Annotated in this window: 19 protein-coding genes; 11 read left to right on the top strand and 8 right to left on the bottom strand. The window is 41.6% G+C overall.

All coding sequences use genetic code 11. The features are described 5' to 3' along the window. Positions 1-22 precede the first annotated feature (22 nt). On the top strand, positions 23-1,216 hold the full coding sequence (locus AAGC65_RS00935; RefSeq protein ID WP_343110523.1) for an FAD-dependent oxidoreductase: 1,194 nt from the start codon (positions 23-25) through the stop codon (positions 1,214-1,216). A 54-nt stretch (positions 1,217-1,270) separates the two neighbouring features. On the opposite strand, the gene AAGC65_RS00930 is transcribed toward AAGC65_RS00935, so the two are convergent. Further along, on the bottom strand, positions 1,271-2,578 hold the full coding sequence (locus AAGC65_RS00930) for a spondin domain-containing protein (protein WP_343110522.1): 1,308 nt from the start codon (positions 2,576-2,578) through the stop codon (positions 1,271-1,273). 220 nt (positions 2,579-2,798) lie between these two features. On the opposite strand from AAGC65_RS00930, the gene AAGC65_RS00925 reads away from it, so the two are divergent. Together AAGC65_RS00925 and AAGC65_RS00920 are read left to right on the top strand one after the other, a co-directional pair. Continuing rightward, positions 2,799-3,656 carry an HD domain-containing protein gene (locus tag AAGC65_RS00925; RefSeq protein ID WP_343110521.1) on the top strand — a complete coding sequence of 286 codons (858 nt, stop codon included), beginning with the start codon at positions 2,799-2,801 and terminating at the stop codon, positions 3,654-3,656. Continuing rightward, on the top strand, positions 3,653-4,129 hold the full coding sequence (locus AAGC65_RS00920) for a helix-hairpin-helix domain-containing protein (RefSeq protein WP_343110520.1): 477 nt from the start codon (positions 3,653-3,655) through the stop codon (positions 4,127-4,129). Before AAGC65_RS00925 ends, AAGC65_RS00920 begins: the two co-directional genes overlap by 4 nt. Here AAGC65_RS00920 and AAGC65_RS00915 read toward each other — a convergent pair whose 3' ends face one another. From AAGC65_RS00915 to AAGC65_RS00900, 4 genes are all read right to left on the bottom strand, one after another. After that, positions 4,130-4,489 (bottom strand): RNA-binding protein, encoded by a 360-nt coding sequence (locus AAGC65_RS00915; RefSeq protein WP_343110519.1) that lies wholly within the window; start codon positions 4,487-4,489, stop codon positions 4,130-4,132. Positions 4,490-4,701: 212 nt separating this feature from the next. Then, positions 4,702-5,646, bottom strand: coding sequence for a DUF4397 domain-containing protein (locus tag AAGC65_RS00910; RefSeq protein WP_343110518.1), 945 nt, complete (start codon positions 5,644-5,646; stop codon positions 4,702-4,704). 20 nt (positions 5,647-5,666) lie between these two features. Continuing rightward, entirely contained in the window at positions 5,667-7,253 is a 1,587-nt protein-coding gene (locus AAGC65_RS00905) for a SusD/RagB family nutrient-binding outer membrane lipoprotein (protein ID WP_343110517.1), read from the bottom strand. An 11-nt stretch (positions 7,254-7,264) separates the two neighbouring features. Then, on the bottom strand, positions 7,265-10,390 hold the full coding sequence (locus AAGC65_RS00900; RefSeq protein ID WP_343110516.1) for a SusC/RagA family TonB-linked outer membrane protein: 3,126 nt from the start codon (positions 10,388-10,390) through the stop codon (positions 7,265-7,267). 267 nt (positions 10,391-10,657) lie between these two features. Here AAGC65_RS00900 and AAGC65_RS00895 point away from each other — a divergent pair, with 267 nt between their 5' ends. Together AAGC65_RS00895 and AAGC65_RS00890 are read left to right on the top strand one after the other, a co-directional pair. Then, the gene (locus tag AAGC65_RS00895; protein ID WP_343110515.1) at positions 10,658-11,404 is read left to right on the top strand and encodes a DeoR/GlpR family DNA-binding transcription regulator; all 747 of its coding nucleotides are present in this window, start codon (positions 10,658-10,660) and stop codon (positions 11,402-11,404) included. A gap of 48 nt (positions 11,405-11,452) precedes the next feature. Next, positions 11,453-11,944: a cupin domain-containing protein gene (locus AAGC65_RS00890; protein ID WP_343110514.1), complete on the top strand. Its 492-nt coding sequence runs from the start codon at positions 11,453-11,455 to the stop codon at positions 11,942-11,944. On the opposite strand, the gene AAGC65_RS00885 is transcribed toward AAGC65_RS00890, so the two are convergent. Continuing rightward, a complete protein-coding gene (locus tag AAGC65_RS00885; RefSeq protein WP_343110513.1) occupies positions 11,925-13,052 on the bottom strand; it encodes a glycosyltransferase family 4 protein in 1,128 nt (375 codons plus the stop codon). The two genes, AAGC65_RS00890 and AAGC65_RS00885, sit on opposite strands and share 20 nt — an antisense overlap. A 69-nt stretch (positions 13,053-13,121) precedes the next feature. Here AAGC65_RS00885 and AAGC65_RS00880 point away from each other — a divergent pair, with 69 nt between their 5' ends. Together AAGC65_RS00880 and AAGC65_RS00875 are read left to right on the top strand one after the other, a co-directional pair. Then, positions 13,122-13,844 carry a class I SAM-dependent methyltransferase gene (locus AAGC65_RS00880; RefSeq protein WP_343110512.1) on the top strand — a complete coding sequence of 241 codons (723 nt, stop codon included), beginning with the start codon at positions 13,122-13,124 and terminating at the stop codon, positions 13,842-13,844. Next, the gene (locus tag AAGC65_RS00875) at positions 13,841-14,776 is read left to right on the top strand and encodes a hypothetical protein (RefSeq protein ID WP_343110511.1); all 936 of its coding nucleotides are present in this window, start codon (positions 13,841-13,843) and stop codon (positions 14,774-14,776) included. Before AAGC65_RS00880 ends, AAGC65_RS00875 begins: the two co-directional genes overlap by 4 nt. 12 nt (positions 14,777-14,788) lie before the next feature. On the opposite strand, the gene AAGC65_RS00870 is transcribed toward AAGC65_RS00875, so the two are convergent. Continuing rightward, a complete protein-coding gene (locus tag AAGC65_RS00870) occupies positions 14,789-15,763 on the bottom strand; it encodes a GNAT family N-acetyltransferase (RefSeq protein ID WP_343110510.1) in 975 nt (324 codons plus the stop codon). Then, entirely contained in the window at positions 15,735-16,736 is a 1,002-nt protein-coding gene (locus AAGC65_RS00865) for a polysaccharide deacetylase family protein (protein WP_343110509.1), read from the bottom strand. The genes AAGC65_RS00870 and AAGC65_RS00865 overlap by 29 nt, the downstream gene beginning before the upstream one ends. 353 nt (positions 16,737-17,089) lie before the next feature. Here AAGC65_RS00865 and AAGC65_RS00860 point away from each other — a divergent pair, with 353 nt between their 5' ends. From AAGC65_RS00860 to AAGC65_RS00845, 4 genes are read left to right on the top strand one after another with little or no spacing between them, the layout of a single operon-like run. Further along, the gene (locus AAGC65_RS00860) at positions 17,090-18,523 is read left to right on the top strand and encodes a TolC family protein (protein WP_343110508.1); all 1,434 of its coding nucleotides are present in this window, start codon (positions 17,090-17,092) and stop codon (positions 18,521-18,523) included. 18 nt (positions 18,524-18,541) lie between these two features. After that, the gene (locus tag AAGC65_RS00855) at positions 18,542-19,723 is read left to right on the top strand and encodes an efflux RND transporter periplasmic adaptor subunit (protein WP_343110507.1); all 1,182 of its coding nucleotides are present in this window, start codon (positions 18,542-18,544) and stop codon (positions 19,721-19,723) included. A gap of 49 nt (positions 19,724-19,772) precedes the next feature. Then, the gene (locus tag AAGC65_RS00850; protein WP_343110506.1) at positions 19,773-23,033 is read left to right on the top strand and encodes an efflux RND transporter permease subunit; all 3,261 of its coding nucleotides are present in this window, start codon (positions 19,773-19,775) and stop codon (positions 23,031-23,033) included. After that, the gene (locus tag AAGC65_RS00845; protein ID WP_343110505.1) at positions 23,030-26,326 is read left to right on the top strand and encodes an efflux RND transporter permease subunit; all 3,297 of its coding nucleotides are present in this window, start codon (positions 23,030-23,032) and stop codon (positions 26,324-26,326) included. Before AAGC65_RS00850 ends, AAGC65_RS00845 begins: the two co-directional genes overlap by 4 nt. Positions 26,327-26,336 lie beyond the last annotated feature (10 nt).

The raw sequence follows: 26,336 nt of genomic DNA, 5'->3' as shown, positions 1-26,336 counted from the left end.
ACAATATTCAAATAGCTGAAATATGAAAACAAAATATGATGTTATAGTTATCGGCGGCGGATCAATTGGTTTAGCTACCGCGAATGAATTGGGTAAAAGAAAGGCATCAACACTGGTGCTTGAAAAATATAGATTTTTGAACCAGGACGGTAGTTCGGCAGGCTACTCGCGCCAGTTCCGTATTCCTTATCCTGAGGAATACATGGTAAAGATGGCTGTAGAAGCTTTACCTTATTGGAAGGAATTAGAAGCCGAAACAGGAGAGAAGCTTTTAGATACCGTTGGTACCCTTTGGTTTGGTGACCCTTCTGTACATTCAACCGAAGGTAACATAGGCGAGGCCGAAAAATCACTGCAAAAACAGAAGGTAAAATACACAGCTCTTTCTGCGGCTGAAGTAGAAAAACAGTATCATTTTAAAAACCTGCCGGTAACCTATAAAGGGCTTTTTCAGCCTGATGGTGCAATTATTGATCTGGCGCTTACCCTGAAAACACTGTTAAGCTTAAACAAAAAGCATGAATCGGTAACCTTACAGGAAAACTCGCCGGTTACAGATATTCAGTATAAGGATAAAGTGTTCTATATCACCACACCTCATGGTAAGTATGAAGCCGAAAAACTGGTACTTACGCCCGGCCCTTATATTAACGACGTACTAAACCTGCTCGGTTTTGATATTAACGTTACCTATTGGGAAATGTCATCAGCTTATTTCAAAAAATTGAAACCTGAGATCCAGTATCCAACCTGGTTTGTTTTTCAGAACCCTAAGGGCGATAACGGTAACCAATTTTATGGCTTTCCCGGGGTTGACTGGGATTACCCCGGTTACATACGTGTAGCTCCGGATTTCGTGATCAAACCACTTACAGATCCTAACCAGCGTACAGGTAAGCCAAATCCGCAGGAGCTGGCCTTTACAGCTGAATGGGTTAAAAAATATATGGAAGGGCTATCACCCGAACCTGAGTTTACCTCAACCTGCCTAATTGCTTTGAGTAACATTAAGGATAAGGAATTGGTACTTGACTTTGCGCCGGACAATGTAGAAGGGTACGAGAATATCGTGATCTACGGAACTGGCTGGGCAGCCAAGTTTATTCCTTTGCTGGGCAAAATTATGTCGCAACTTACATTGGATGGTTCAACTCCTTATGATATTGCACCATTTCAGTTGGGTTATAAATATTTCAACGCTATTGTACAGCAATAATTAGCCTTATTAAACGAACAAGCCGGTGTAAATACTCCGGCTTGTTCGTTTTAATTATTTAAGAGTTACCTTAATGATATTTTGAATATCAGGTAGCGTAGTAAATGCATTCGGGTTTGGAACTGCATTAATGGGCTTGCTCTCCTGTAAAGGTGTACCAGCCAGGTTAAACTGGGTAATACCAGCACCCGGGAACTGGTCAATAGCTGTACCGTCATCAAATAGTTTAATGCTGGTTGAAATATCGCCTTTCATAGTAGCGTCAACACCATTATCAGTAGAAGCAAAAAACCAGTCGTTCGAAAAACCATACATGGTAGCAATAGCTAACCTATCGCCTTTAGCAACAGTTATCTGCTGTGAAACTATACCACCTTGTTGTGCGCCTATAACCGGTAGCAATACCTTTGTATTTGGAGCTGGGAGCACGTACACTGCTTTAATACCCGGTTTTCCTTTCAGGTAGGCGGCAAGTGTATCGGCATTACCTTGCTGTGCTATTAATTTTAGTCCCTGAGCCCGGTCGTTTTCACCTGTTTTGTAAATAGGGTTATCAATGCCATTATAAACAACAACCAGGATAGGCGATAGAGGGGTGAAAATCCCTGTTATACTTTTTGCATAAGTGCTTAGCGCGGTATTATCCCCGGCTTCTGCAATATTAGTAAGGCCATTTGCAGTAGGTTGTCCGCTGGTAAATAAAGGAGCGGCGTTCTGTAAAGTTCCGCCAACAATGTATGATACTGCCCAAACACCCGGGCTAAGCGGTGTTTCGTTTGCTGTACCGGCAGATGTATTTTGCAGTGTAAGCGTAAATACCGAGTTGCCATTATACTTTAAAGTAGCTTTAACCAGTGAAGAAGCAGGCAGGTAAGTATTGCCCTGAGCATCTGAGCCTTTAACTTCGGTTATGCTTTTAGTATCGGCTACACCGGGATGGTTTACTGCAGCACCTGGTTTTTGGTTGATACGTGTACCATTATCCCACAATTTTACCTGGGATGAAACGTCGCCTTCAATAGGTTTGCCATCAGTATCGTAAACTAAAATGCCGGGATTAGCAGGTGCAAAAAACAAATCGTTCGACCAACCATACATTGAAGCGAAAGTAATCGCCTCGCCTTTGGCAGCAGAAAACTGGATCGACACTGACTGTCCCGGTAATATCAAAGCAGGAGAACCTGTACCCTGAAATGTTCCTGATTCAACCAAGGGCTTAGAGTTTAAAACATTTTCAACGGTGATGGTAGATTGCTGATTACTTGCGACAGGGGTATTATCATTGTTCTTTTTACAAGCGGCAAGTGTTAAGGGCAAAAGCGCGATGGCTGCCCAGTGATTCATTTTTTTAAGGTAGTTCATGTTTGTATTTTCCCTATTTGTCGAAGGTGACCTTTCTTCCTTACAGATTTTTTAACTGAAACATCTATTTTTTATTTAAGTGGCTGGTTTATTGCATGTTTATTTTTAATGAGTAGCAATAGAGTATTGTCATTTCAATTAAAATACTAAAAATATTAGTATTTTAATTGATTTTTATTAAGTTTGTATAAGATGCAGGTTTAGGAATAATGTAGATGTTATGATGAAAATTGAGGATGAAATTTACGGTCAGTTTGAGGTAGCTCCTGTGTTGGAGGCCCTCATAAAATCGGCACCGGTGCAGCGGTTGAAGAATGTTCATCAGGGCGGTGCTATCTTCTTGGTTGATCCTGCAATTAAACATACCCGTTATGAGCATTCTTTAGGTGTTTTGTACCTGGTTAAATTTTTTGGAGGTGGGATAGAAGAACAGATAGTCGCTTTACTGCATGATGTTTCACATACCGCTTTTTCGCACGTGGCCGATTATGTATTTGAGCATAGTAATGAAGATTACCATGAAACTATATTTAATGAGGTGATAAACCGGTCGGAGATTCCGGTTATCCTTAAAAAGTATGGGTTTGATACTTCTATTCTTATCAATGAACATTATACTATTTTAGAACGAGAACTACCAGACCTGTGCGCCGACCGTGTGGATTATACTTTAAGAGATCTTTATCATGCAAAATTGATTGATAAGGCCGATATCAGCAATTTTTTAAGCGAACTGTCGGTACAGGATGGTTATATGGTGGTTAAATCTGATAAGGCGGGAATTTGGATAAGAGAACAGTTTCAGCGATTAAATGATGCCTATTTCAAAAAGCCTGAACATATTTATGCCAACCTGCAGCTGGCGCAACTGATTAAGGATGCTTTGGATAAAAATCTGTTACAGAAAAGCGATCTGTTAAAAGATGATTTTCAGGTTCTGCATAAATTAGAAGCTCATCCATACGGCAGGCTACGACTAAATGAAATCCAAAGCCTTACCAATTTTAAGCAGTTTTCTGCAAGAGGAGGGGCTGAACGATTTAAACAAAGAACGCTTCATCCTTCAGTAATGATATGAAAAAGGTAATTCAATTACAGTTAACCGCGGCAGAAAAGCAGTTGCTTAAAGAGCAAAAAATAAGCATCAAATCATTAACGGATTATGCACCAGATGAAATAGCATCCATTATAAAGGCAGATACTAAAAGAACAAGAGAAATTAACGCGCTGATGGAATTCCAAAGTATTCCATCATTGGGTATAGGTTTTGCGCTGGAGCTGATAGATCAGGGATATTATTCATTACAGCAATTGCAAGGTAAAACGGCTGTAGAATTATTTGACGCCTTTGAAAAACATTGTGGAACCTGGGCCGATCCCTGTGTTGAAGATTCATACCGATTGCTGGTACATTACATTAAGCACAAGGATGAAAGTAAACGTTGGTGGGATTTTACCGCTGAACGTAAAGCATACCGCAAGCAGTACGGTTTCCCGGCCGACAGACCAGTAAAACCGTGGTATGAGTTAAATAAATATGTAAAAGATTGATTAATTGATCTTTCTCGGGCGCTTTTTTCTTGGTTCCTCGGTTGGTTGTCCAGGCTTAAAGTGCGATGGTCTTGGTCTCGGGCTGAAGCCACCAGTTTTTGGCCTTGTTAACACTGGCTTATCTTCTCTTATTTTTACGCTTAGTTGCCTGTCGCCAATAAAGTAATTATCCAATGCGAGGATAGCATTATCCGCGCTCTGCTGGTCTTTCATTTCCAGAAAAGCGTAGCCTTTGCAAATTTTGGTTTTCTTGTCCCTGACTATCTTGATAGTAACAACGTCGCCATGCAGGTTGAATAATTTCACCAAGTCAAGCTCCGTCATTTCCAGGGGAAAGCCGCCGACAAATAATTTGATCATAGAGTAGATGTTGTTAAACACAAATATAGTTATTAAAAAATATTTAGCTGTATTTGAAAGGCGCTGATGATCTTTTTGTGCAAAAAAGATGCTTTACAGTTAAAAAGTATCACAGGTTTTACACAATAAAATACTATCAATTACCATTTCATGTAAACAAAAATGCCCTATACAAGCAGGGCATTTTTGTTTATAGGTTTAGGTATCGAATCTTATTTAGTTGTGAAATAACTTATACCCGGCGGGTTAAAATATATTTCGGGTAAAAGAGTATTAGGGTCTGTAGGTTTGGTGGGCCTCGCGGTTGCTTTTAACGTAATGCCTGTGCTGCCAACTACATAATCGCTATATAAACCATTGGCCATAATGGTATAATACTTGCCTGGCGTCATATTAATAGCTTTGGTAACCGTGCCTACCTTGGTGGTTGTGCCTGCTAAAAATAATTGAAAGGTGTACCCTGTTGTGCCTATAGTATTGGCGTCAATTGGTATAAACTCAGTTAAATTATTGGCGGCTATGTTTGTAAACGGGGTTAAGGTGGTAGCAGTTGTGGTACCCGCGGCAGTGTAAACGCCGGTAACATCAAGTGCAGGGCTGTTAGGGATAAAATTGCCAAACCTTACATAGATCTTAGTTGGATCACCAACCGGGAATTTATCTTCAACAAACATAGCAACCGGTTTATCAGGGTAGCCAATAGTGAAAAGGGTGTAGGTGCCTCTTTCAGCCAATGACTGTGATAAACTTACAACAGTATTGTTTGGTGCTACCGTTTGCGGACTTACCAATAATGGCACCGGAGTTGAAGTAGCAATTTTAATAGCCGCATTACCTGTGGCTACTGCAGCGTAATTAACTGAAGTGCCGCCAGGGTAAAGGCCTCCAAACTGTATGGCGGTGTTAAAGGCCGAAGGATAAGCAATACCGGTTGTAACCGATGTAGGCTTTGAATCATCGGTTACACCAAGACTTTGCTGCGGGCTTATCTTTTTATCATTTACATACTCGTCAACAGCAGGCAGGCCGGGTATGGCTTGTACAAACCTGAGCTGTGCACCCGTTGCCGGATCGCCCAGTTGTTTAATGTTATATTTTTTACAACCTGCTATTGCAACCAAAAGCAGGCATGTAAGGATATAAAATGTCTTTTTCATATATCTTATTTATGAGAGAATTAAGGTAAAATAAACCAGGGCTTTTTGGTGTGATAATCAGGGTCTAAGCCGCCAAATGTTTTTAACGCGGGCACGTTCCATATGTACTCTGAATTATAACGTGGCCTTACCAGGTAAACCTGTTTGCCGCCATTATCAGGGTAAAGTGTGCCTGGTTTACTAAAGCCTTGAAAAATATTGGTATCGTAGTTATAGCGGCGTTCATCAGCCCAAGCCTCAAGAGAGCCCCATACATATAGCGAGATGAATTTTTGCTGCATAATATCGGCCAATGTTAAGGCTGAGGCACTCTGTTTTACACAAGGACCTTGCAGATATGCTGTAATAGCCGCATCCGTTATAAATTTTTGGTTACCGGCTAATGCTGTAGCCTGCGGCGGATTGCTCACAAAATCTAAACTTCCCTTAATCCCATCAAGATAAGCGGCATAGGCACCGGCTAAATCACCTTTTTTAAACATTGCCTCTGCTACAAAAAATTTAATTTCAGAGTAGGTCATTAAAACGCCCCGTGAGTTGTCATTATAAATGTACCGTTGTCCGAAAGGAGCGGTAGTGGGATAAGTTGTTACACCATCGCCAAACAGGTAAGGAACCAGCGTGGTGGCATCAACCGCGTTTGGATCGCCGTTGGTACCTATAACACCACGGTAAACGCCATCTTTACTCGCTGAGATGATTTGTTTGATACGGGGATCTAAAGTATAGTTTGGTATAGTTGATCCTGTAAAAATTCGTCCATCAAGTAAGCGAACAATAAAGTCCGATTGTTTATATGCGCCGATGTTACCACGTGATGGTCCCCAGAAATTGGAATCACCGGATTGTGAACCCTTGCATTCTACACTGGCATTATCACCATTGTTTACAAAAGAGCTATCAGCATATTTTTTTACATTATCCGGGCTAAAAGATGCCTTATTACTTAAGTGCAAGGCATTTTGAGCTAAAATGGCATAAATAAATTTTATCCACTTTTTGCGATCGCCATAATACATGTAGTCACCTTTGGCTAATGTTGGTGATATGGTTTGCCCATCGGTTTTGATAGCCAGGTTCATGTAGTTTAAGGCTATCTGACAATCTTTTACAACTTCGGCGTAAACTACAGATCCGTCATCATAATCAAAAGTTAAGCGGCTGGGGTCAAAAGCTTCCTTAACAATCATATGGTCGTACAGGTCGCCACCGGTTTGCCATCCCCAGGCACGTAAGGCATAGCCTACGGCTACATAATCCCACTTCTTTTTAGGCAATGCATCCTGCCATAACAGGGTTATGTTTTGGCCAAGGCTAAAGTAAACAGTACGCCACATCTCGCCGTTATTGTCTGTTGCAGGCAGATAACCTTCTTCATCCCAAACGTTGTTGGCGGCAGACGAGCCCCAAACTTGGGCGTACTGACCAATATAACGGCTATCGAACCAAACACCACGGGCCATGCCGGCCTGTATAGGCGGCAGCAGTGCCGAAGCATCGGCTGTAACAGGAGCATTGGGGTTGGTGTTTACGTCAATGTATTTTTTACAACTGCTTGCCGATAACAGCGCAAGTGTTGCCAGTAATGTATATCTGAATTTTTTCATGTTATTTACTTTTATAACTTCACTCTTAAGCCTAAAGAAATTACGCGGGGCGTTGGTACAGTACCATAATCAAACCCGGCCGCGCCGGTTCCTAAAGTGGATGCGTTTGTGCCGCTTACGTCTGGGTCAGCTCCGGAATAGTTAGTGATCAGGAATACATCTGTAGCAGTTACAAATATGCTGGCAGATTTAAGCACTTTTTGACGGCTTAATAATGATTGCGGTAGCCGATAGCTTAATGTAACATCCTTTAACCTTACCCAGTTAATATCATGCTCAATAAAGTCGGCATCAATACTGTTAACATAGTAATTGTTTTGGGTATTAGGTGTAACCTGTATATTGTTAGGAGTTGGGTTTGCAGAGTTTTCATTTCCATCCTTCAACACTCCGGGCACAACAACAGGTGTCATACGGTTTAGTGTACGTTCGCTCAAACCATATTTGGTCATGAAAAGTTCGTTACCATTAAATATATCGCCCCCTTTACGGATATCAAACAGGAAGTTAAGGTCAAAGCTTTTGTAGCTGAAATGGTTGCCCAAACCTATGCTATAAGTCGGTTGCCTGTCGCCGGCAACACCAAAAGTTACATTACTAATAGGTAAACCACTACTTGGGTCAATCAGCACCTGGCCTTTGTTATTACGGGAATAACCATAAGCCGCGATGTTGGTGGTGCTGCTGCCCGGAAAAATACTTGAACGTACGTTGGAGTAGATCCAGGTATCGGAGTTATAATACTCAGGTAAACCACCCAGGCTAATTACTTTACCACGTGCCGCGGTAAAGTTCAGTAATACATCCCAGTTAAAATCTTTTGATTTAACGGGTATAGCTGTTAAAGATACCTCTATACCGTGATTTTTAACTTCGCCGCCGTTAAGATATTCCAATACATAGCCAGATGCATAGCTGATACGCGGGTTAAAGATCTGGTTAGTAGCCTTTACCTGATAATAGCTGATATCGGCACCTAAACGGCCGTTGAAAAATTGGAGCTCGGCACCTAAATCAAGCTCTTTATCCCTTTCCGGGCGTAAGTTGGGGTTGTTGCCGGTAACATCGTAAGCAAAGCCGCCGCCGGTAGTAGTTTGCTGTAACAGGGTCGAGAATATTTTATAGGGAGCAGCAGGGTCTTTACCAACTTCGGCATAAGATGCCCTGATCTTACCGTATGATAAAAAGGAGTTGTTTTTTAAGCCGGGTAGCTCGGTAAATATAAAGCCGGCACCTACTGATGGATAAAAGTAGTGATCTTGTCGTGTGCCGGATAGTTTAGATGAATACTCTTCGCGTGCCGTAGCATTCAGCGTGAGCATTTCTTTGTACACTAAACCAAGCCTGGCAATGCCTGAAAGGTAACGCACCTTTTTAACATAATCGGACGAACGCTGAGTAGTCGGTGTGGTATTATTGATATTATTAAAATCGGGCTGGATGAATTTTTCGCCATAAAAACCGTTTATCTCATCCTGGTTGCTGATAGCCTCGGCACCAACAGCCAGCGTGGTACGGAAATCGCCAAATTGTTTTTTACCGGTTGCAAAGAACGATCCGTTTATTTGCAGGTTATTGTCGGTATAATTATCAATGATACCACCGGTAGCTATACCGCTTGTAGCGGCAAAGCTATTTAGCGGTGAATTTTGATACGATGAACTGTATTGGCTCACAAAGTTATTGCCCGATGTTCCGGCATAATCAATACCGGCCAAAGCCCTTAAGTTTAACCATGAAGTAGCATCAAATGATAAATCGATATTACCTACCGCACGGTTGGTTTTATCGCGGCTGATGTTGTTATGGGCATCCCAAAGGGGGTTATCAAAGTCAACGGTAGCATCAGAAGTAATGTTTGAGACGCTTGCCGGTAAAATCAGCCTGCGGGTACCGTCAGGATTTAAATAATTACGCACATCATCATTGGTAGGCCATGCCAGCGCATTAATATAGGTGCCGGAATTTCCTTTGTTGAGTTTGCGGTTGTCTATATTAAAATAGTTGAATGAAGCACTGCTGGTTAATTTGGATGAGATTTTTGATGTACCTGAAAAACGCAGTGAAATTTTATCATTATAAGCTACAGGTAGTACCCCAGTAGCATCCCTTACAGCGGCGGAAAGCCGGTAAGTAGTGGTTTCGTTCCCACCTTCAAGGGCTAAATTATTGATGGTTGTATGCCCTGTTTGCATAATATTCTGCAAGTTGTTGTAGGTTTTTGTTCCCGGGGCGTATGCGGGCCCGAACAAAGTACGTACAATGCCGCTTGATGCCCCGTTTTGACCTACGCCATAAACATCCTGAATTTTAGGGAAACGATATGCTGTCGCGAAGCCAAAGTCGTTATCATAAGTAACTGTACCCGGTCCGTTATGACCTTTTTTAGTGGTGATCACAATAGCACCGCCCGATGCTGATGAGCCATATATAGCCGCGGCGTCGGCACCTTTTAGCACAGTAACAGATTCAATATCATCCGGGTTAAAATCCGCTATGCGGTTGGTGAAATCTTCCCTACGGTTATCACCGGCAGATGCCAGTGAGTTTTGGTCAACGGCATCATTGCTTACCCGGATACCATCAACTACAAACAAAGGGCTGTTTGAACCGCCAATAGAGTTTACCCCACGTAAAACAATTGATGCCGAAGCGCCTGGGTTACCACTGGTACTGGTAACTGATGCGCCAGCTACACGGCCTTGCAGCGCATTTAAAATATTTTCGCGCTGGGTTTGCTGAATGGCTTCACCTTTAACAATTTGTACGGGAGAGGTTAAATCGCGTTTTTGGGTTTGTACACCAAAACCGGTAGTTACTTTTACCTCTTGCAGCATTTTTGAATCTGCTTGCAGGGCAACATTAATAACAGTAGCTGCACCAACTGTTTTTTGCTGGCTAACGGTACCAATAAAAGAGTAACTGATAACCTGGCCGGAGCTTGCCTTAATGCTGTAGTTACCCTGACCATCAGATACCGCGCCAACGGTAGCGCCGACAATTTTTACACTTACACCTGGCAAGGGTAAGCCATCTTCTGCAGATGTGATTTTTCCTGTAATGGTATGGGTTTGGGCAAGTGTTTGCGTAACCCAACAACATAATACCAGGAATAAAAAAAGTAAACTTTTTTTCATGCTTGATTAGTTAATTATATAGTATTTATTAATTGCTTGTAGTCGGCTAATAAATTAATTAGGGCTAATTTAAACCGATATTCAATGCAGATGAATCTTGCAGGAAACCGCATTTATGTAAAGTTAATGCTAAAGATATGTAAAAATAATTTTGATTTATGCGCTATTTGGCCGATTTAATTTTAAAAAATGCAAATACCTGCAATTTTATATTAATATAAATTACATTAACGTTAATTGGTATATTGCCGAAACCTGAATTTATATATGCTTAAAAAAGAACGTCACGCTTTTATTATTAAACAAATAAACCTGCATAACAAAGTGCTGTCGGCCGATCTGGCCATTGCCTTAAATGTATCTGAAGACACCATACGCCGGGATCTGGTAGAGCTTGATGAATCCAGACAAATTGTTAAGGTGCATGGCGGGGCTCTGGCAAAATCCTTTCACTATCCCTTTCAGCATAATGATGTGTATGCGCTTGAAGCTAAAAAAACGATAGCCAGGAAAGCTATTAGCTTAATTAAAAGCGGAATGATGGTGTTAACCGGAGGAGGATCAACCGTACTGGAAATGGTGCAGGCTTTACCCTTGGATCTTGCAGTAACCATATTCACCATCAGCCCACTTGTTGTACTACAGCTGGCAGATCATCCCTTAGTAACCGTGATACTGATAGGGGGCGAGTTTTCAAAAGATTCGCAGGTTTGTGTAGGATCGCAGGTGGTAAGTTACCTGAACGAGATAAAGTTTGATATGTGCTTTTTAGGTACCAACGGGATTTCGGTGAATGATGGGGTTACCGATTCAGATCTGAATGTGGTGCATTTGAAAAAAGCTATGATACACGCGTCTGAACAATTGGTTATCATGTGTATTGCCGAAAAGCTAAATTCGGTTCAGCGTATGAACGTTTGCCAGCTTAACCAGGTGAGTTACCTGATCACCGATCTTGCGCCTGCTGATGATGTGCTTGCAGATTACCGGAAAAAAGGCGTACAACTTTATTAACTTGCAATTGAATTAATATAGATTTGAATAATCATTTTTGATTTTTCTATGGATACAAAAAATGCCGGGTATTACATCAGCTCGCTTGAACTACAACCACATCCCGAAGGCGGCTACTACAAAGAGATTTTTCGCTCAAATCAAAATGTGTTAAGGGAGGGTGCAGCTGCTGTAAAACAAGCTTGTACCTCCATTTATTATTTACTTGAAAATACAGATTTTTCGGGATTTCACCGGATAGCTTCAGAAGAGATCTGGTATTTTCATAAAGGCGAGCCTTTGCTTATTCATGTAATAGATGAAAAAGGCGCACTCATAACCCATGAGCTTTCTGATGAACCTACCGGGAGTTTTTCCATAGCAGTGCCTGCCGGGTTATGGTTTGCTGCTGAAATTCAATCGGCCAAAGGTTTTACGCTGGTTAGTTGCGCGGTTGCCCCTGGATTTGAATTTAGCGAATTTGAAATGGGGACACTTGCAGGGCTAATTGAGTTATACCCACAACATGCTTCCAGCTTAATTAGACTTTGCCGGCAATAATGGCTATTTGCTGAACCTGATCTGCAATGGCCTCAAAAGAAAGATTGGCTTTAAAATAAGTTAGGGCTTTATCGCGCTGTTCGGCAATATTCATTTGCTGGGTCTGTTTAAGCGCGTTCAATAATGCGGCCTGGTTACCAGGCTCGTATAAAATGCCGCAATTACCATTATCAGTTATCATTCTGAATGAGAATATATCTGTAACTATAGGTATGCACCCGCATGACATGGCCTCGCAAATGGCTGTGCCGCTGCCTTCATAATGTGAGCCCGATACTACAAAATCAACGCTATTGTACCAGTATAACAGATCATCGTAAGGTATACGGCCAACTAAGATAACGGCCTCTTTATAAGCCGGATTTTTGTTTAAAAGCGCCATGATATCATCCATCAACTCTTCTGTATGATATATCATATACAGCCGAGCTTCCGGATAAAGATTAGCAAATTCAAGAAACGCTTTGATCACGTTCAACGGGTCTTTATTTTCATTGAGCCTGCCAACCCATAAAAAGGAAAGAGCGGAGGTAATGCCAGTTTTAGTCAGGGCTAAAGCTCTTTCAACCGGGTAAAATAAAGATGATACTTCCATCACCTCATGTATCTTTCGCGGCGATGACAGGTTGCCTTTTTCCACCCATTCCATACCCATACTTTTTGAAGCGAATAAATAAGCGTCGACAAACCTGTCGGCAAATTTTTGCGCGTATTTTTTTAGCCCGATAGCAGGTTTTTCGGCATGATTCTGCGCTATGATCTTTGTTTTTTTATGGAGTATCATACCCAAGTGAATCACATTCAAAGGCTCATGCAAACCCTGGATAAAAACAATATCGGGGTTTAAGTTCTTTACGTAATTGTTTAATTGCCAATGTATATGCTTTGGCTGGCTGTTGAATTTTACAAAACGATGCTCAACGCTATTCTGCTCGTATTTGCCTTCATAATCTATCTGCTTCAAGCTGATCATCTTGTTTTTTTGGGCCAGGCAATCCAATAAACCATTATAGCTTTCGGTTCTTTTCAGCCATCGCTCTGGCGAGTTAAAGTTTGGAGAATAATTATAGCTGACAAAAACAAAAATCATAACAACACGCGCTTGCATATTTAAGGGTTAAAATATGCCTTGATACGTTCAAAAATGCTTATTTTTTTCTATTTTTATACATAAATAATGAAAAACATGCCTTCAGAAATTATTGAAGAAAAATCAGGGACTATCAAAGAAAATATCACCTTTTATAATGAAATAGCAACGGATTATGATGCTATTCTGGATAAGGAAAGCTCAAACGAAACGGTAAGAAAAAGTGTCAGGGAAAAATTTACGAATACCGTGAAAAATGGATGGGTACTTGATTTTGGAGGTGGCACCGGACGTGATCTGGATTGGTTGGTGAAAGATCAATATCAGGTAGTTTTTTGTGAACCGTCTGAAGGAATGAGAAATAAGGCCATTGAACATCATAAAGGTGCGACCCCAGAGCAGATCATATTTTTGAATAATGATCAGATTGATTTTTCGCAGTGGCACAATAAATCACCGTTTGATACAAAGGTAGATGCGATTCTGTCTGACTTCGCGGTTTTAAACTGTATTGGTGATCTGGATCTGTTATTTAAAAATCTGGGGCAGCGCATCAAACCGGGCGGTCATTTTTTTGCACTGATGCTGCAGCATGGCTATAAAAAAACAAAAAGATGGAAGCTGGCAGAAGGTTTAAGGGCCTTGGTCAATTCAAAACCTTTGAGAATAAATGTTACCTATAACAACCATTTGCAAACTGTATACGTGTATACACCAGAACAGATAAAAAAAGCTTCGGCGCCTGATTGGGATATGCATGCAAGCGAAAATCTGTTTGAATTTACTTTATTCCATTTTACGCGAAAATGATAGGTGCAATAAATCAGATATTATTTGGAGATACACAAATCCGCGAATATGCAACCGTAACAGTCAAAGACATTATCCGAGAAAAAGTATACCTCAAGATCAACGAAACTGAATACGAGGTGTCTCAAAATCAGTGGCTGCTATGTTTAAATCCGGCTGTTTTTGGTGTATGGTTACCGGGTCAAAATAACATCAAACATTTGCAAAAAGCACGATACAGCATGTTTTTTACAACCGTAAGTGCCTCTGGTAAAGAGAAGACTATTGCTGCCTTAACTCTTGATTTTTTTGAAAATATCAGCGATGAAGCAGGTGTACTTGTATTACTAAAGGTTAAAGCAGGCCGCATCCATCATCTTAATTTATTTAGCACCAGATTGCTTTATAATAAGTATTATAAAAAGCCTCAAACTTCTTTTGAGCAATTGAAGGCTTTTTCATCGGCCTACAGTTATCCCCGGAGGGTGCGTATCATATCATTTAAAGAGGGCGATTATTACAATATTTTCCCAATGGATCTGTTGGGGGAGATAAAGCCGGGAAATAAATATGTATTTGGTTTAAGGCATACCAACACTGCTCTTGCCAAAATCATTCAAACCGGTAAAATAATAGTTTCAGAAGTGCCTTTTGAATATAAAGACACTATTTATAAACTCGGATCGCATCATAGTAGTGGTGCACCCCCGGTTGAAAAATTGCCTTTTAAAGTAATTGAAAGTGAACAGTTTGGCTTTTATGTACCTGATTGGGTTAACAGTTATAAGGAGATCAGCATCATCAAAACCATCAATTTAGGGAGCCATATGCTGCTTTGGGGCCAGGTTCAAAATGAATGTGAGCTTAAAAAAAGTACCGGCCACTTATTCCATATTCACTACTTGCTGTACCTGTACCAAAAAAGTAAAGGTGTTTTATACCCGGCTGTGTAACTATCCACATAATCAAAAAACATCAATATCGGCAAAGGTGAATTTGATGCTTTTTAATTGCAAACCAGAGCTCAGATCCTTAAAAATAATGGGAAAAGAAGTCACCGGCTGATAACGTTCAGCAAATAAAGCATGCAGTGAGGTATGCGGACTGGTATGAAATTGAATTTGTGTTATACCAAGTTTACGTGCCAACTTCATGAGCTGATTCATGGTAGTATCAAAATCAGTTTTTGTTATTTCCGCATCACCAATGGTAAGGCCATGTTGTAGCTTAATCCATAATTTACTTTGATTTATTTGTATAACACGGGTTGTTGAATAGCTTTTATAATGCAGATAACCTTCATCGCGAAGCACTCCGTTGTAATTATCCGATAATACAGAATTGGCAACATCCGGTTGTGAAACTGAAAATTTGTTTAACAACCGGTTACTGTACCAATTATACATGGGTTTTAAAAAAGAAAATTTATTTGCAAGCTTTTCTAAAGGTAATCCTCCCTGTACCGGAATAATAAAACAATCCATATGCTCCGTTAGCTGCCAGTTTAATTTACCTATAAAACCGGGAAGCGAGTTTTGATTAGGAAAGCCGAAAACTAACTGAATACCTTCGGCAATGCATAGATCAAAAGTTTGTTTGGCCAGGGCGGTAAACAATCCCGCATATCTGAATTGTGGATGGGTCATGGTATCGGCAGATTGGGCCGCGAGTATGGTTTCGCCGTTATAACTTAGTAGGGTTGGGATCACGCCATAATAAGCTATAGGAAAGCGGCTGGCATTGTAAGCAACGTAACCGATATATGCTGCACCTGTATATACAGTATCATATTTTTTCTGGAAAAAGACTTCAGGTTGCTTTCTGTTATAGACCATATTATGCAGTACAGCAACATCCTTAATGTTATCTGAGCTCAGTCGCTCAACAGTATATTCCGCTGTTTGTACCTGGCTATTCATATCTTTTATTGATGGTAGCATATTGCTGGTTAATAGTAGATATAAATGGATTAACGGTGAAACGCTCGCGCAGGGTAGGATCTGTATGGTCTTCTTCAAAATGAAAATCCATAGCTAACAATTGCTCATAACCAGCTTCTTTAGCTTTTTGAACCACCTCATGGTTATAACTGCCATAAGGAAAGGCAAAACTATTTACTTCATTGCCCGTAATACGCTCCAGGTATTTTTTGGTTTGTACCATTTCAATACAGGCGTGATTAATATTTATCCGTGCCAGGTCGTTATGGTAATAACCATGTGCCCCGATACTGGCATATGGCGAAGCCGATAGCGCCTTAATTTGCTGGCCCGTCATTTGCATCCAGTAGTCGTCATTATTTTTATTATTCTTAAACGGTACCAGCGGATATAGTAGCTCCATCATTTCGGCTTTCTCCTCAAACCCAACCGACCGTAGTTTTTCTATGAGGCTAATGCCGTTTTTGATATGGATATATTTATCGTAAAGCCCTTTTTTGTAAAGCTCATTTTTATAAAGCAGCGTAGCGGGGCCATATTTGCTTATAATACCTAAAAAATCATTCCACAGCACGTCGTAACCAGCTTCATTGATAGCGGTAATAAAAAAGGTTGCGGGAAGCTGATATTTTTCTAAGAGAGGTAATACATAATGATAGTTGTTGGCAAACCCATCGTCAAAAGTAATGCAAATGTTGAACTTATTATTGCTGAAACGTTGCTGGTAATAATCATCCAGGGAAATTACATTAAAGTGTTTTTTGTAAAATTTAAGATGCGCCTCAAAGGTTTTTAGCTTTAAAAATATGGGATTAAAACGGGTATGGTCCTGTTTGCAAATACCATGATATATTAAAATACGGTTTCCCCTGGCTTTATTGTAAAAGCTATTATTTAGCCCCAACATATGGCATGTGTCGGTATATAAATATTTAGCTTTTTGATATAGCTTTTTGCCTGTTTTTATGATCATGGTTTACCTATTCGCAAAGCGTTCTCAATAATAAATACGTGCAAATATTTACATTGGTTGCTTTGCCCCGGATACCATTGATCGGTTTGATAAACTATTGGTCGGTTCAGCAAAAATTAGTTAATCTGTAGATGATAGTGTAACAATATTGTTCGGTTGATTTATGGTTGAGGCTGTTAACAGAAATGTTACCTGGAATAATAAATGATTTTATCACCTTCGCTCATCCTGCTAAAACGACCGGGGTTTCTCAATTTTTTTGAAACACTCCGGACGAATATTTTATTTAAAAAACCTTATTAGTTTTTGAACTAATGGTCGCCCTTATTTTGAGGGTGCAGAATATATTTAGTATGGATACCAGACCCGTTTTTTTATTTATTTCTCTTTTATTTTGTTCGCCTTTAATAACACAGGCCCAAAGTAAAAAAACTGATTTATCACCCGTTACCCAGCCCGATACCGGGAAAAATAATCTTATTATTCCATTAAACCCGCGCAGTAACGGTAATGATACTTCTTTAACATTACAGCAGTGTATTGATTATGCCGTGCAGCATCAGCCTGCATTAAACAAGGCTTTAATCAATGAGTCGATCACCAAAGCCACCAACTCTATCAGTTTAGCAGGCTGGTTGCCCCAGGCCAATGCCTCAGGTAATTTGCTCCACTATATTCAGCAATCAAGCGCCAGTTCAAATACTACATTACCCGGCGGAGCAGTTAGTCCCGGAGGTGCCGGAGTTACACCACGAGGACAATATGCCAATACCTTTATCCCCGGTGTATCGGTATCACAGGCATTGTTTAATCCAAGCCTTCTATATGCGGCAAAAAGCGCCCCGTTATTTTTAAAACAGGCGCAGCAGGTTACCGATAGCTCTAAAATATTCCTGGTATCGGCAGTAAGTAAATCATTTTACAATGTGCTGCTTACGCTGGAGCAAATTAATGTGCTTAAGGAAGATACCGCCCGTTTAGGAAGAAATCTGAGGGATGCGTATCACCAATATAAAGGTGGCATTGTTGATGAAACTGATTATGAGCAGGCTGCCATCACTCTGAATAATTCAACTGCCCAGTTAAAGCAAGCCAATGAGAACGTTGTTCCGCAATATGCAGCTTTGAAGCAGTTGATGGGTTTTCAGTCCGAAAAAGAGTTTAATGTAAGCTTTGATACTGTTCAAATGATCAAAGGTATTTATATAGATACCACGCAGCAGTTGCAGTATGAAAAGCGTATCGAGTATCAACAGGTTAAAACCAATAAAGATCTGCAATCAAAACTTGTAGGCTATTACCGTACATCGTATCTGCCTACTTTATCAGCTTTTTATAATTATAATCTGGCTTATGATAACAATAAGTTTTCTAACCTGCTGTCAAACTCGTACCCAAGCTCTTTGGTAGGTCTATCGTTCAGCATACCCATTTTTACAGGCTTTTCAAGGATACATAATTTGCAAAAAGCCAAATTACAGGAACAACTGATAAGCTGGGACGAAACCGATCTGAAATTACAGATTGATAAAGAATATACTACCGCCCTCGCTAACTATAAAGGTAATTTCTTTAACCTACAGCTACTGCAAAAAAATGTGGCTATGGCCAAGCGGGTTTACTTTGTAGTTAACCTGCAATACAAGCAAGGTATTGTACCATACTTAAATGTAATAACTGCCGAATCAAATTTAATTACTTCCGAAATAAGCTATTTGAACGCTTTGTTCCAGGTGCTTTCAAGCAAAGTTGACCTGCAAAAAGCTATGGGAAGCATCTCTTATTAATATTCTAAACATGTCTCTATGAACAGAGTAATCTTAAATACCATTTTAATAAGCTGCGTGGCCATAACAGCCTGTAAAAAAAAGCAACCACCAGTAGTTACTGAGGTGCCTGTTAATTTATTAAAATTAAAAACCCAAAACGTTTTATACTTTGATAAATACCCGGCAACCACCGCCGCGTTAAGCCAGGTAAGCTTATTGCCGCAGATACAGGGTGCTATTACCGGTATATTTTTTACCGAAGGTACGCACGTTAAAAAAGGACAAAAACTATATGAGATAGATGAGCGCATTTATCGTGATAATTATGATGCGGCTGTGGCTAATCAAAAAGTATCTGAAGGTAACCTGGTACAGGCTCAGCAGGATGCCGACAGATATGAGTATCTGAACAAATATAACGCGGTTGCTAAACAACAGTACGACCATGCCATTATTGCCCTGCAAAACGCGCAAAGTGCTGTTAAGTCGGCCCAGCAGGCTGTTAAAACAGCTAAAACCAATTTACAATACGCTATAGTAACCGCGCCTTTTGACGGAACCATAGGCTTTAGTATGGTAAAGTTGGGCGATGTGGTTAATGTAGGTACAACAGTGTTGAATACCATTTCCACAGACGGCCCGATCGGTGTTGATTTTATAGTGAACGAAAAACAGCTGCCGCATTTTGAAAAACTTCAAGACAGTAAACAACAAACCGATTCGTTATTTACGGTTTTACTGCCTGATAATTCGCTGTATCCATACACCGGTAAAATTTCGGTGATTGACCGTGCGGTTGACGCGCAAACCGGAGCCATCAAAATAAGGTTGGTATTCCCAAATCCTAAAAACTTCATGAGGGTAGGTATGAGCTGCGTGGTAAGGGTTCATAACGAAGAAACTACCCCGCAAATGGTGCTGCCTAATAAAGCTGTTGTGGAGCAAATGGGCGAGTATTTTGTGTTTGTCGCTAAGGATACCGTGATTGATAATCCCCAGGCTAAAACAGATACCGGCAAACACAAACGTGAGCTTTTGGCCATGCAGAAAAAGGTGCAGGTTGGCCAAACCATTGGCGGCAATATCATTATAAAAACAGGGGTTAATCCGGGCGACCGAATTATAACCGATGGTGTGCAATTATTGCATGATGGCTCACAAATTACAACAGCCAACAAAATAGGCCCATCTGCAGGCGGTAAAGGCGGCCGCGGATAAATGATGCTTACAGCTTTCTATAAGCTGTGCTTAACGAAACGACTATTGTATGATTGCTAATACCTTCATTAAAAGACCTATAACAGCCATAGTTATATCTATTGTACTGGTTATTACCGGTACGGTATGTATACTGCTGTTACCTATAGACCAGTATCCGGATATTACCCCGCCTATAGTGCAGGTAAACGGTCAGTTTACCGGTGCCGACGCGCAAACGGTTGAACAAACCGTAGCCACGCCCATAGAGGAGCAGGTAAACGGTACCCCGGGCATGGAATACATGCAAAGTAACAGTACCAATAACGGACTGATGCAAATGAACGTAACCTTTAAAATAGGTACCGATATTGATGTAGCTGCGTTGGACGTACAAAACCGGGTGAGTATAGCCACGCCATTATTACCGGCGGTAGTGAGCCGTTTAGGTTTAACCGTTAGGGCTGTAAACCCCAGTATGCTCATGATGGTGGCCATATATGCACCCAAAAACACGCATAACGTTACCTTTTTAGATAACTACACCAATATTTTTATTCAGGATGCTTTATCGCGTGTGCCGGGCGTAGGAACCATTAACAGGTTTACTGATGATTTCAGTATGCGCATCTGGATGAATCCGCAGAAGATGGCATCGTACAGTTTAACACCTTCTGATGTTATTGCGGCCCTTAACGCCCAAAACGTTCAGGTTGCGGCCGGAACGGCAGGGGTACCTCCGCAATCATCAAGTCAAACCTATGAGTTGGGTATCCTGGTGAACGGAAGGCTGAGCAAGGCATCGGAGTTTGAAAATATTATTGTTAAAACCATCCCGTCAACCGGGGCATTGGTTTACCTGAAGGATGTTGCACGTGTTGAGTTGGGTAAGTTTACCTTTTCCAGTAATTCATTTGTTGATGGTCACAGGGCATCGTACCTGCAAATTTACCAGGCGCCAGGTAGTAACGCGCTGGAAACCGCTAAAGGTATTTACGATGCGCTGGCCAAGTTAAAACAAACCTTCCCGGCTGATGTAGAGTACAGCGTTCCGTTTGAGTCAGTTACTGTGGTTAAAGTATCCATGCAGGACGTTGTTGGAACCTTGCTGAAAACATTAGGTTTGGTAGCCGTAGTGGTATTTCTGTTCCTGCAAAACTGGCGGTCTACGTTAATACCTGTGCTGGCTATCCCGGTATCTATTTTTGGTACGTTCTGCTTCTTTATTCCCTTAGGATTTACCATCAATACACTGACCATGTTTGGCTTTGTGTTGGCTATTGGTATTGTGGTGGATGATGCCATTATCGTGGTAGAAGCAGTACAGCATTATATTGATCATGATAAGATGTCGCCTAAGGAAGCTACCTATCAGGCCATGAAAGATATATCGGCGCCGGTGGTAGCTATCGCGCTTATTTTGGCGGCGGTGTTTGTTCCGGTAGGCTTTATTCCGGGTATAGTAGGGCGCTTGTATCAGCAGTTTGCTATCACCATAGCTATCTCGGTAATGATATCGGCATTTATAGCATTATCGTTAACTCCGGCGCTTTGTACCTTATTATTAAAACCAACTGACCCGAGCAAACAAAATACAGGCTTAAACAAATGGTTCAATAAGTTTAATGCCTGGTTTGACAGGGTTACGGCCAAATATACTTTCGGTGTAAAAAAGAGCATCCAGGGGTCCCGGTATATCCTGATCCTGTTGTTGTGCCTTTGTATAGGTACCTACTTCATGTTTCAGGCTAAACCATCAGGTTTTATACCGTCTGAAGATGATGGTAACCTGTATGTAACCTTTCAGCTACCTCCGGCTTCATCAACGGCAGCGTCTGTTGACGCGATGTCAAAACTGATGCACGTGATCGGTACAACTCCAGGTGTCGCACATTACGCGGCGCTATCTGGATTGAACGTGGTTACCAACGCCAGTAATTCTAATAGTGGTACTATTTACTGCCAGTTGGCCCCCTGGGATGACCGTACCAGATCAAGCGAGCAGGTGCCGGGAATCATTGGCGTACTCAAAAAACGTATTGCCGATGCCGGTATCAACAACGCCAATGTGCAGGTGGTACAGCCATCTCCCTTGCCTGGTGTAGGTACAACTGTTGGTTTCAGCATGCAGATAGAACAACGCAGCACCACAGATGATGTACACCAGTTTGAAAAGGTAGTAAATGACTTTGTGACCGAGGCCAATAAAACACCCGGTATAGCTAAGGCATATAGCTATTTTACTGCGCATACCCCCAACGTTAATTTAACGGTTGACCGTGAAAAGTGCGAAAAGCTGGGTGTTAACATTGCCGATGTATTTACCACCATACAAGCCTACATGGGTAGCTTGTATATCAATGATTTTACTACCTATAACCGTACGTTTCACGTAGTGGTGCAGGCTGATACCGCGTTCCGTACCAATGTATCTGATATGGATAAATATTATGTGCGTAATCAGTTTGGCACGATGGTACCGCTTGGAACGCTGATCAGTAATAAGCCAACAGAGGCTGCGCCTTTGATATCGCACTTTAATATTTTCAGGACCGCCGAGATAGACGGTTCAAACGCCGAAGGCTACAGCAGCAGCCAGGCCTTAGCCGCGCTGCAGGAGCTGGCTGCTAAAAAACTGCCAGAGGGCTATACCTACGAGTTTTCAGGTTTAAGTTATGAGGAGCAAAAAGCAGGTTCAACTACTATTTACATCTTTATCTTCTCCATAACGTTTGTATTCCTGTTTTTGGCAGCCTTGTATGAAAGCTGGTCGGTACCGTTTTCTGTGTTATTGGCAGTGCCAATTGGTGCCTTTGGGGCGATATTAGCCTTATTACTGGTGCCTGATCTGACCAACAACGTTTACGCGCAAATAGGTCTCATCACACTTATCGGCCTCGCAGCTAAGAACGCTATCCTGATCGTGGAGTTTGCCAAAGTACGGGTTGACAGGGGAGAGGATCTGCTGCAATCAACCTTAGACGCGGTAAGCCTTCGTTTACGACCGATCATCATGACATCGCTGGCATTTATTTTAGGTGTATTGCCGCTGGTTTTGGCAACAGGTGCCGGAGCGGTATCGCGCAGAACAATTGGTTACACCGTTCTTGGAGGGATGTTCGCGGCTTCAACCATTGCCATATTTGTTGTGCCGGTGCTGTATGTAGTAATTACGCGCCTGTCATACGGTAAGGCCAAACTGCAATACCTCAAAGATCATCATGAAGAGCTGATGGAAAAAGCCAGAAAAGTAGAAGCTCAGAACATCGACCCTGAATTAGAATACGAGATCGCAAAATCACGCGAGCTAAGTCAACCAGATCATATATGATTGCAAATACATTTATAAAAAGGCCGGTAACTGCAATCGTTATATCTATAGTATTAATGATCGCGGGCACTATCTGCCTGTTTAATTTATCGGTAGATCAGTATCCTAATATTTCGCCTCCGAGTGTATCTGTTAACGGGTCATACACGGGTGCCGATGCCGAAACCGTTGAGCAAACCGTTGCCATACCTATTGAGGAGCAGGTTAATGGTACGCCGGGCATGGAGTATATGCAGAGTACCAATACCAACAGCGGTGGTGTAGGTATGCGCATTACCTTTAATATAGGTACCAATGTGCAGATAGCCGCGCTTAACGTGCAAAACCGCGTAGGCATAGCCAAACCGATATTGCCGGCGGTAGTAAGTAAATTAGGATTGACCGTGCGGGCAAGTAACCCCGATCAGCTGATGTTGATTGCTATTTATTCGCCAAAGAAAACGCATAATATCACCTTTTTAGATAACTATACATCCACGTTTATACAGGATGCTATTTTGCGCGTGCCCGGGGTAGGTGATGTAAGTGCCCGTACGGATAATTTTAGTATGCGTATTTGGATGAACCCGGAAAAAATGGCTTCATACCATATAACCCCGGCCGATGTTCAGGCGGCTTTAGAGGCTCAAAATGTTTATGTAGCGGCTGGTTCGGCAGGAGCGCCACCCCAAAAATCTTCGCAATCGCATGAGATAGGTATACTGGTGAACGGCATGCTTAATAAAGCGCCGGAGTATGAAAAGGTGATCGTTAAAACCATCCCATCCACTGGTGAGCTGGTTTATTTGAAAGATATAGCGAGGATAGAATTAGGAAAGTTTACTTTCTCAAGTAATGCCTTTGCTGATGGCAACCGGTGCTCAACCATACAGGTTTATCAATCGCCGGGAAGTAACGCATTGCAAACTGCCGAAAATGTATATGCCGAACTGGCCAAACTAAAAAAAGCGTTCCCCGCCGATGTTGACTATACCGTACCATATGAATCGGTAACCATTATCAAGGTGTCAATGGAAGAGGTGATCGGTACTTTGCTCAAGGCGTTAGGATTGGTTGCTATCGTAGTGTTTCTGTTCCTTCAAAACTGGCGCTCATCGTTGATCCCAATTCTGGCTATTCCGGTTTCCCTTTTATCCACCTTTTGCTTTTTTATCCCTTTAGGGTTTACCATTAATACGCTTACCATGTTTGGCTTTGTGCTGGCCATAGGTATTGTGGTAGATGATGCCATTATTGTGGTAGAGGCTGTACAGCATTATATTGATGAAAAGGAGATGTCGCCCAAGGAGGCTACTTATCATGCCATGAAAGAAATTTCGGCGCCGGTTGTGGCCATCGCGCTTATTCTGGCTTCGGTATTTGTACCGGTTGGCTTTATTCCGGGCATTGTAGGGCGCTTGTATCAGCAATTTGCTATTACGATTGCCATCTCGGTAATGATATCGGCATTTACTGCATTGTCTTTAACACCGGCCTTATGTACCCTACTTTTAAGGCCAAGCCATATCAATAAAAAATCATCTAACTGGCTCGATAAGTTTTTCTATCGTTTTAACACCTGGTTTGACAAGGTTACCTATAAATACTCCAATGGTGTAAGAAGGAGCATAAAAAATGCACGGTACATTGTAATTATACTGGTATGTATTTGTGTGGGTACTATTCTGCTGTTTAAATCTAAACCCTCAGGCTTTGTACCCTCTGAAGATGGCGGGCGGCTTTTTGTAACCTACCAGTTGCCGGAAGCCTCATCAACAACACAATCTGTAAAGGTGATGGAAAAGCTGATGAAGATCGTAAGTTCAACCCCTGGCGTTCTTCATTACACGGCTATATCGGGCTTTAATATTTTAAATGGCGGGGCCAACTCCAACAATGGTTCCATGTTTTGTATGCTGAAGCCCTGGGACGAGCGTACTACGTCTGAAACCCAGGTAGCCGGTATAACAATGGCCATTAAAAAGCGGATTGCCAAGGCCGGAATAAAAAATGCTAACGTGGTGGTCATTCAACCACCGCCCATCAGGGGTATAGGCTTGGCCGCCGGTTTCAGTATGCAAATAGAGGTAGGTAGTTCTACAGACGATGTACACGCGTTTGAAAAATCGGTTCAGAAGTTTGTAGCCGAAGCCAAAAAAATACCGGCTATATCTACATCATTTAGCTACTTTTCTGCCCATACACCAAGTTTTGAGCTTACGGTAGATCGGGAAAAATGTCAAAAGCTTGGCGTTAATATTTCCGATGTGTTTTCAACCATGCAGGCCTATATGGGCAGCTTGTTTGTAAACAACTTTACCTTATATAACCGTACGTATCACGTAGTTATTCAGGCAGATACCGCTTACAGGGCGCTGATTGGTAATATGAATAAATACTATGTGCGTAACCAGGTGGGCAACATGGTACCGCTGGGGAGTATCATCAAATATAAGCCTACGATAGCAGCTCCGCTTATTTCGCATTTTAACTTGTTCCGTTCGGCAGAGGTTGATGGCGCTATACCGGAGGGATACAGCAGCGGTCAATCGTTAGAGGCTTTAAAAACGCTGGCAGCAAAGACATTACCACGCGGATATACCTATGAGTTTTCGGGATTAAGTTATGAGGAAATAAAGGCAGGATCAATTACCATATACATATTCTTGTTTTGTATAGTTTTCGTGTTCCTTTTCCTTGCCGCGTTGTATGAGAGCTGGTCGGTGCCATTTTCTGTAATGCTGGCAGTGCCTATCAGCGCTTTTGGGGCCATAGTTGCACTTACATCCATGCCGCAGTTGACCAATAATGTATACGCGCAGATCGGTCTGATCACGCTGATAGGTTTATCGGCTAAAAATGCCATCTTGATTGTAGAATTTGCCAAGATCAGGGTTGACAGGGGCGAAGAGCTTATTAAATCAACACTTGAGGCGGTAAGGCTGCGTTTAAGGCCAATTATCATGACCTCACTGGCCTTTATCCTTGGTGTACTGCCGCTGGCACTGGCAACAGGAGCCGGAGCGGCTTCCAGAAACACCATAGGCGTAACCGTTTTAGGCGGAATGATAGCATCATCAACCATATCCATTTTTATAGTACCTGTTCTTTTTGTGTTGTTTACCCGGGTTTCATACGGTAAAAAACAACTGGCCTGGCTGCAGGCACATCATGAAGAATTGATGGAAAAAGCTAAACGGGTAGAATCACAAAACATTGATCCTGAACTTGAATACGATATAGCACTTGCCCATGCCGAACACAAGGCGTCAAAAGAGCAGCACGAGAATAAAGAAGATAAAAACAAGCAGTAATATTAAAATT

The sequence above is a fragment of the Mucilaginibacter sp. genome (genome assembly GCF_039207105.1).
In the GTDB taxonomy this organism is placed as follows: Bacteria; Bacteroidota; Bacteroidia; order Sphingobacteriales; family Sphingobacteriaceae; genus Mucilaginibacter.
This window is presented reverse-complemented; position numbering and strand designations above follow the sequence as displayed.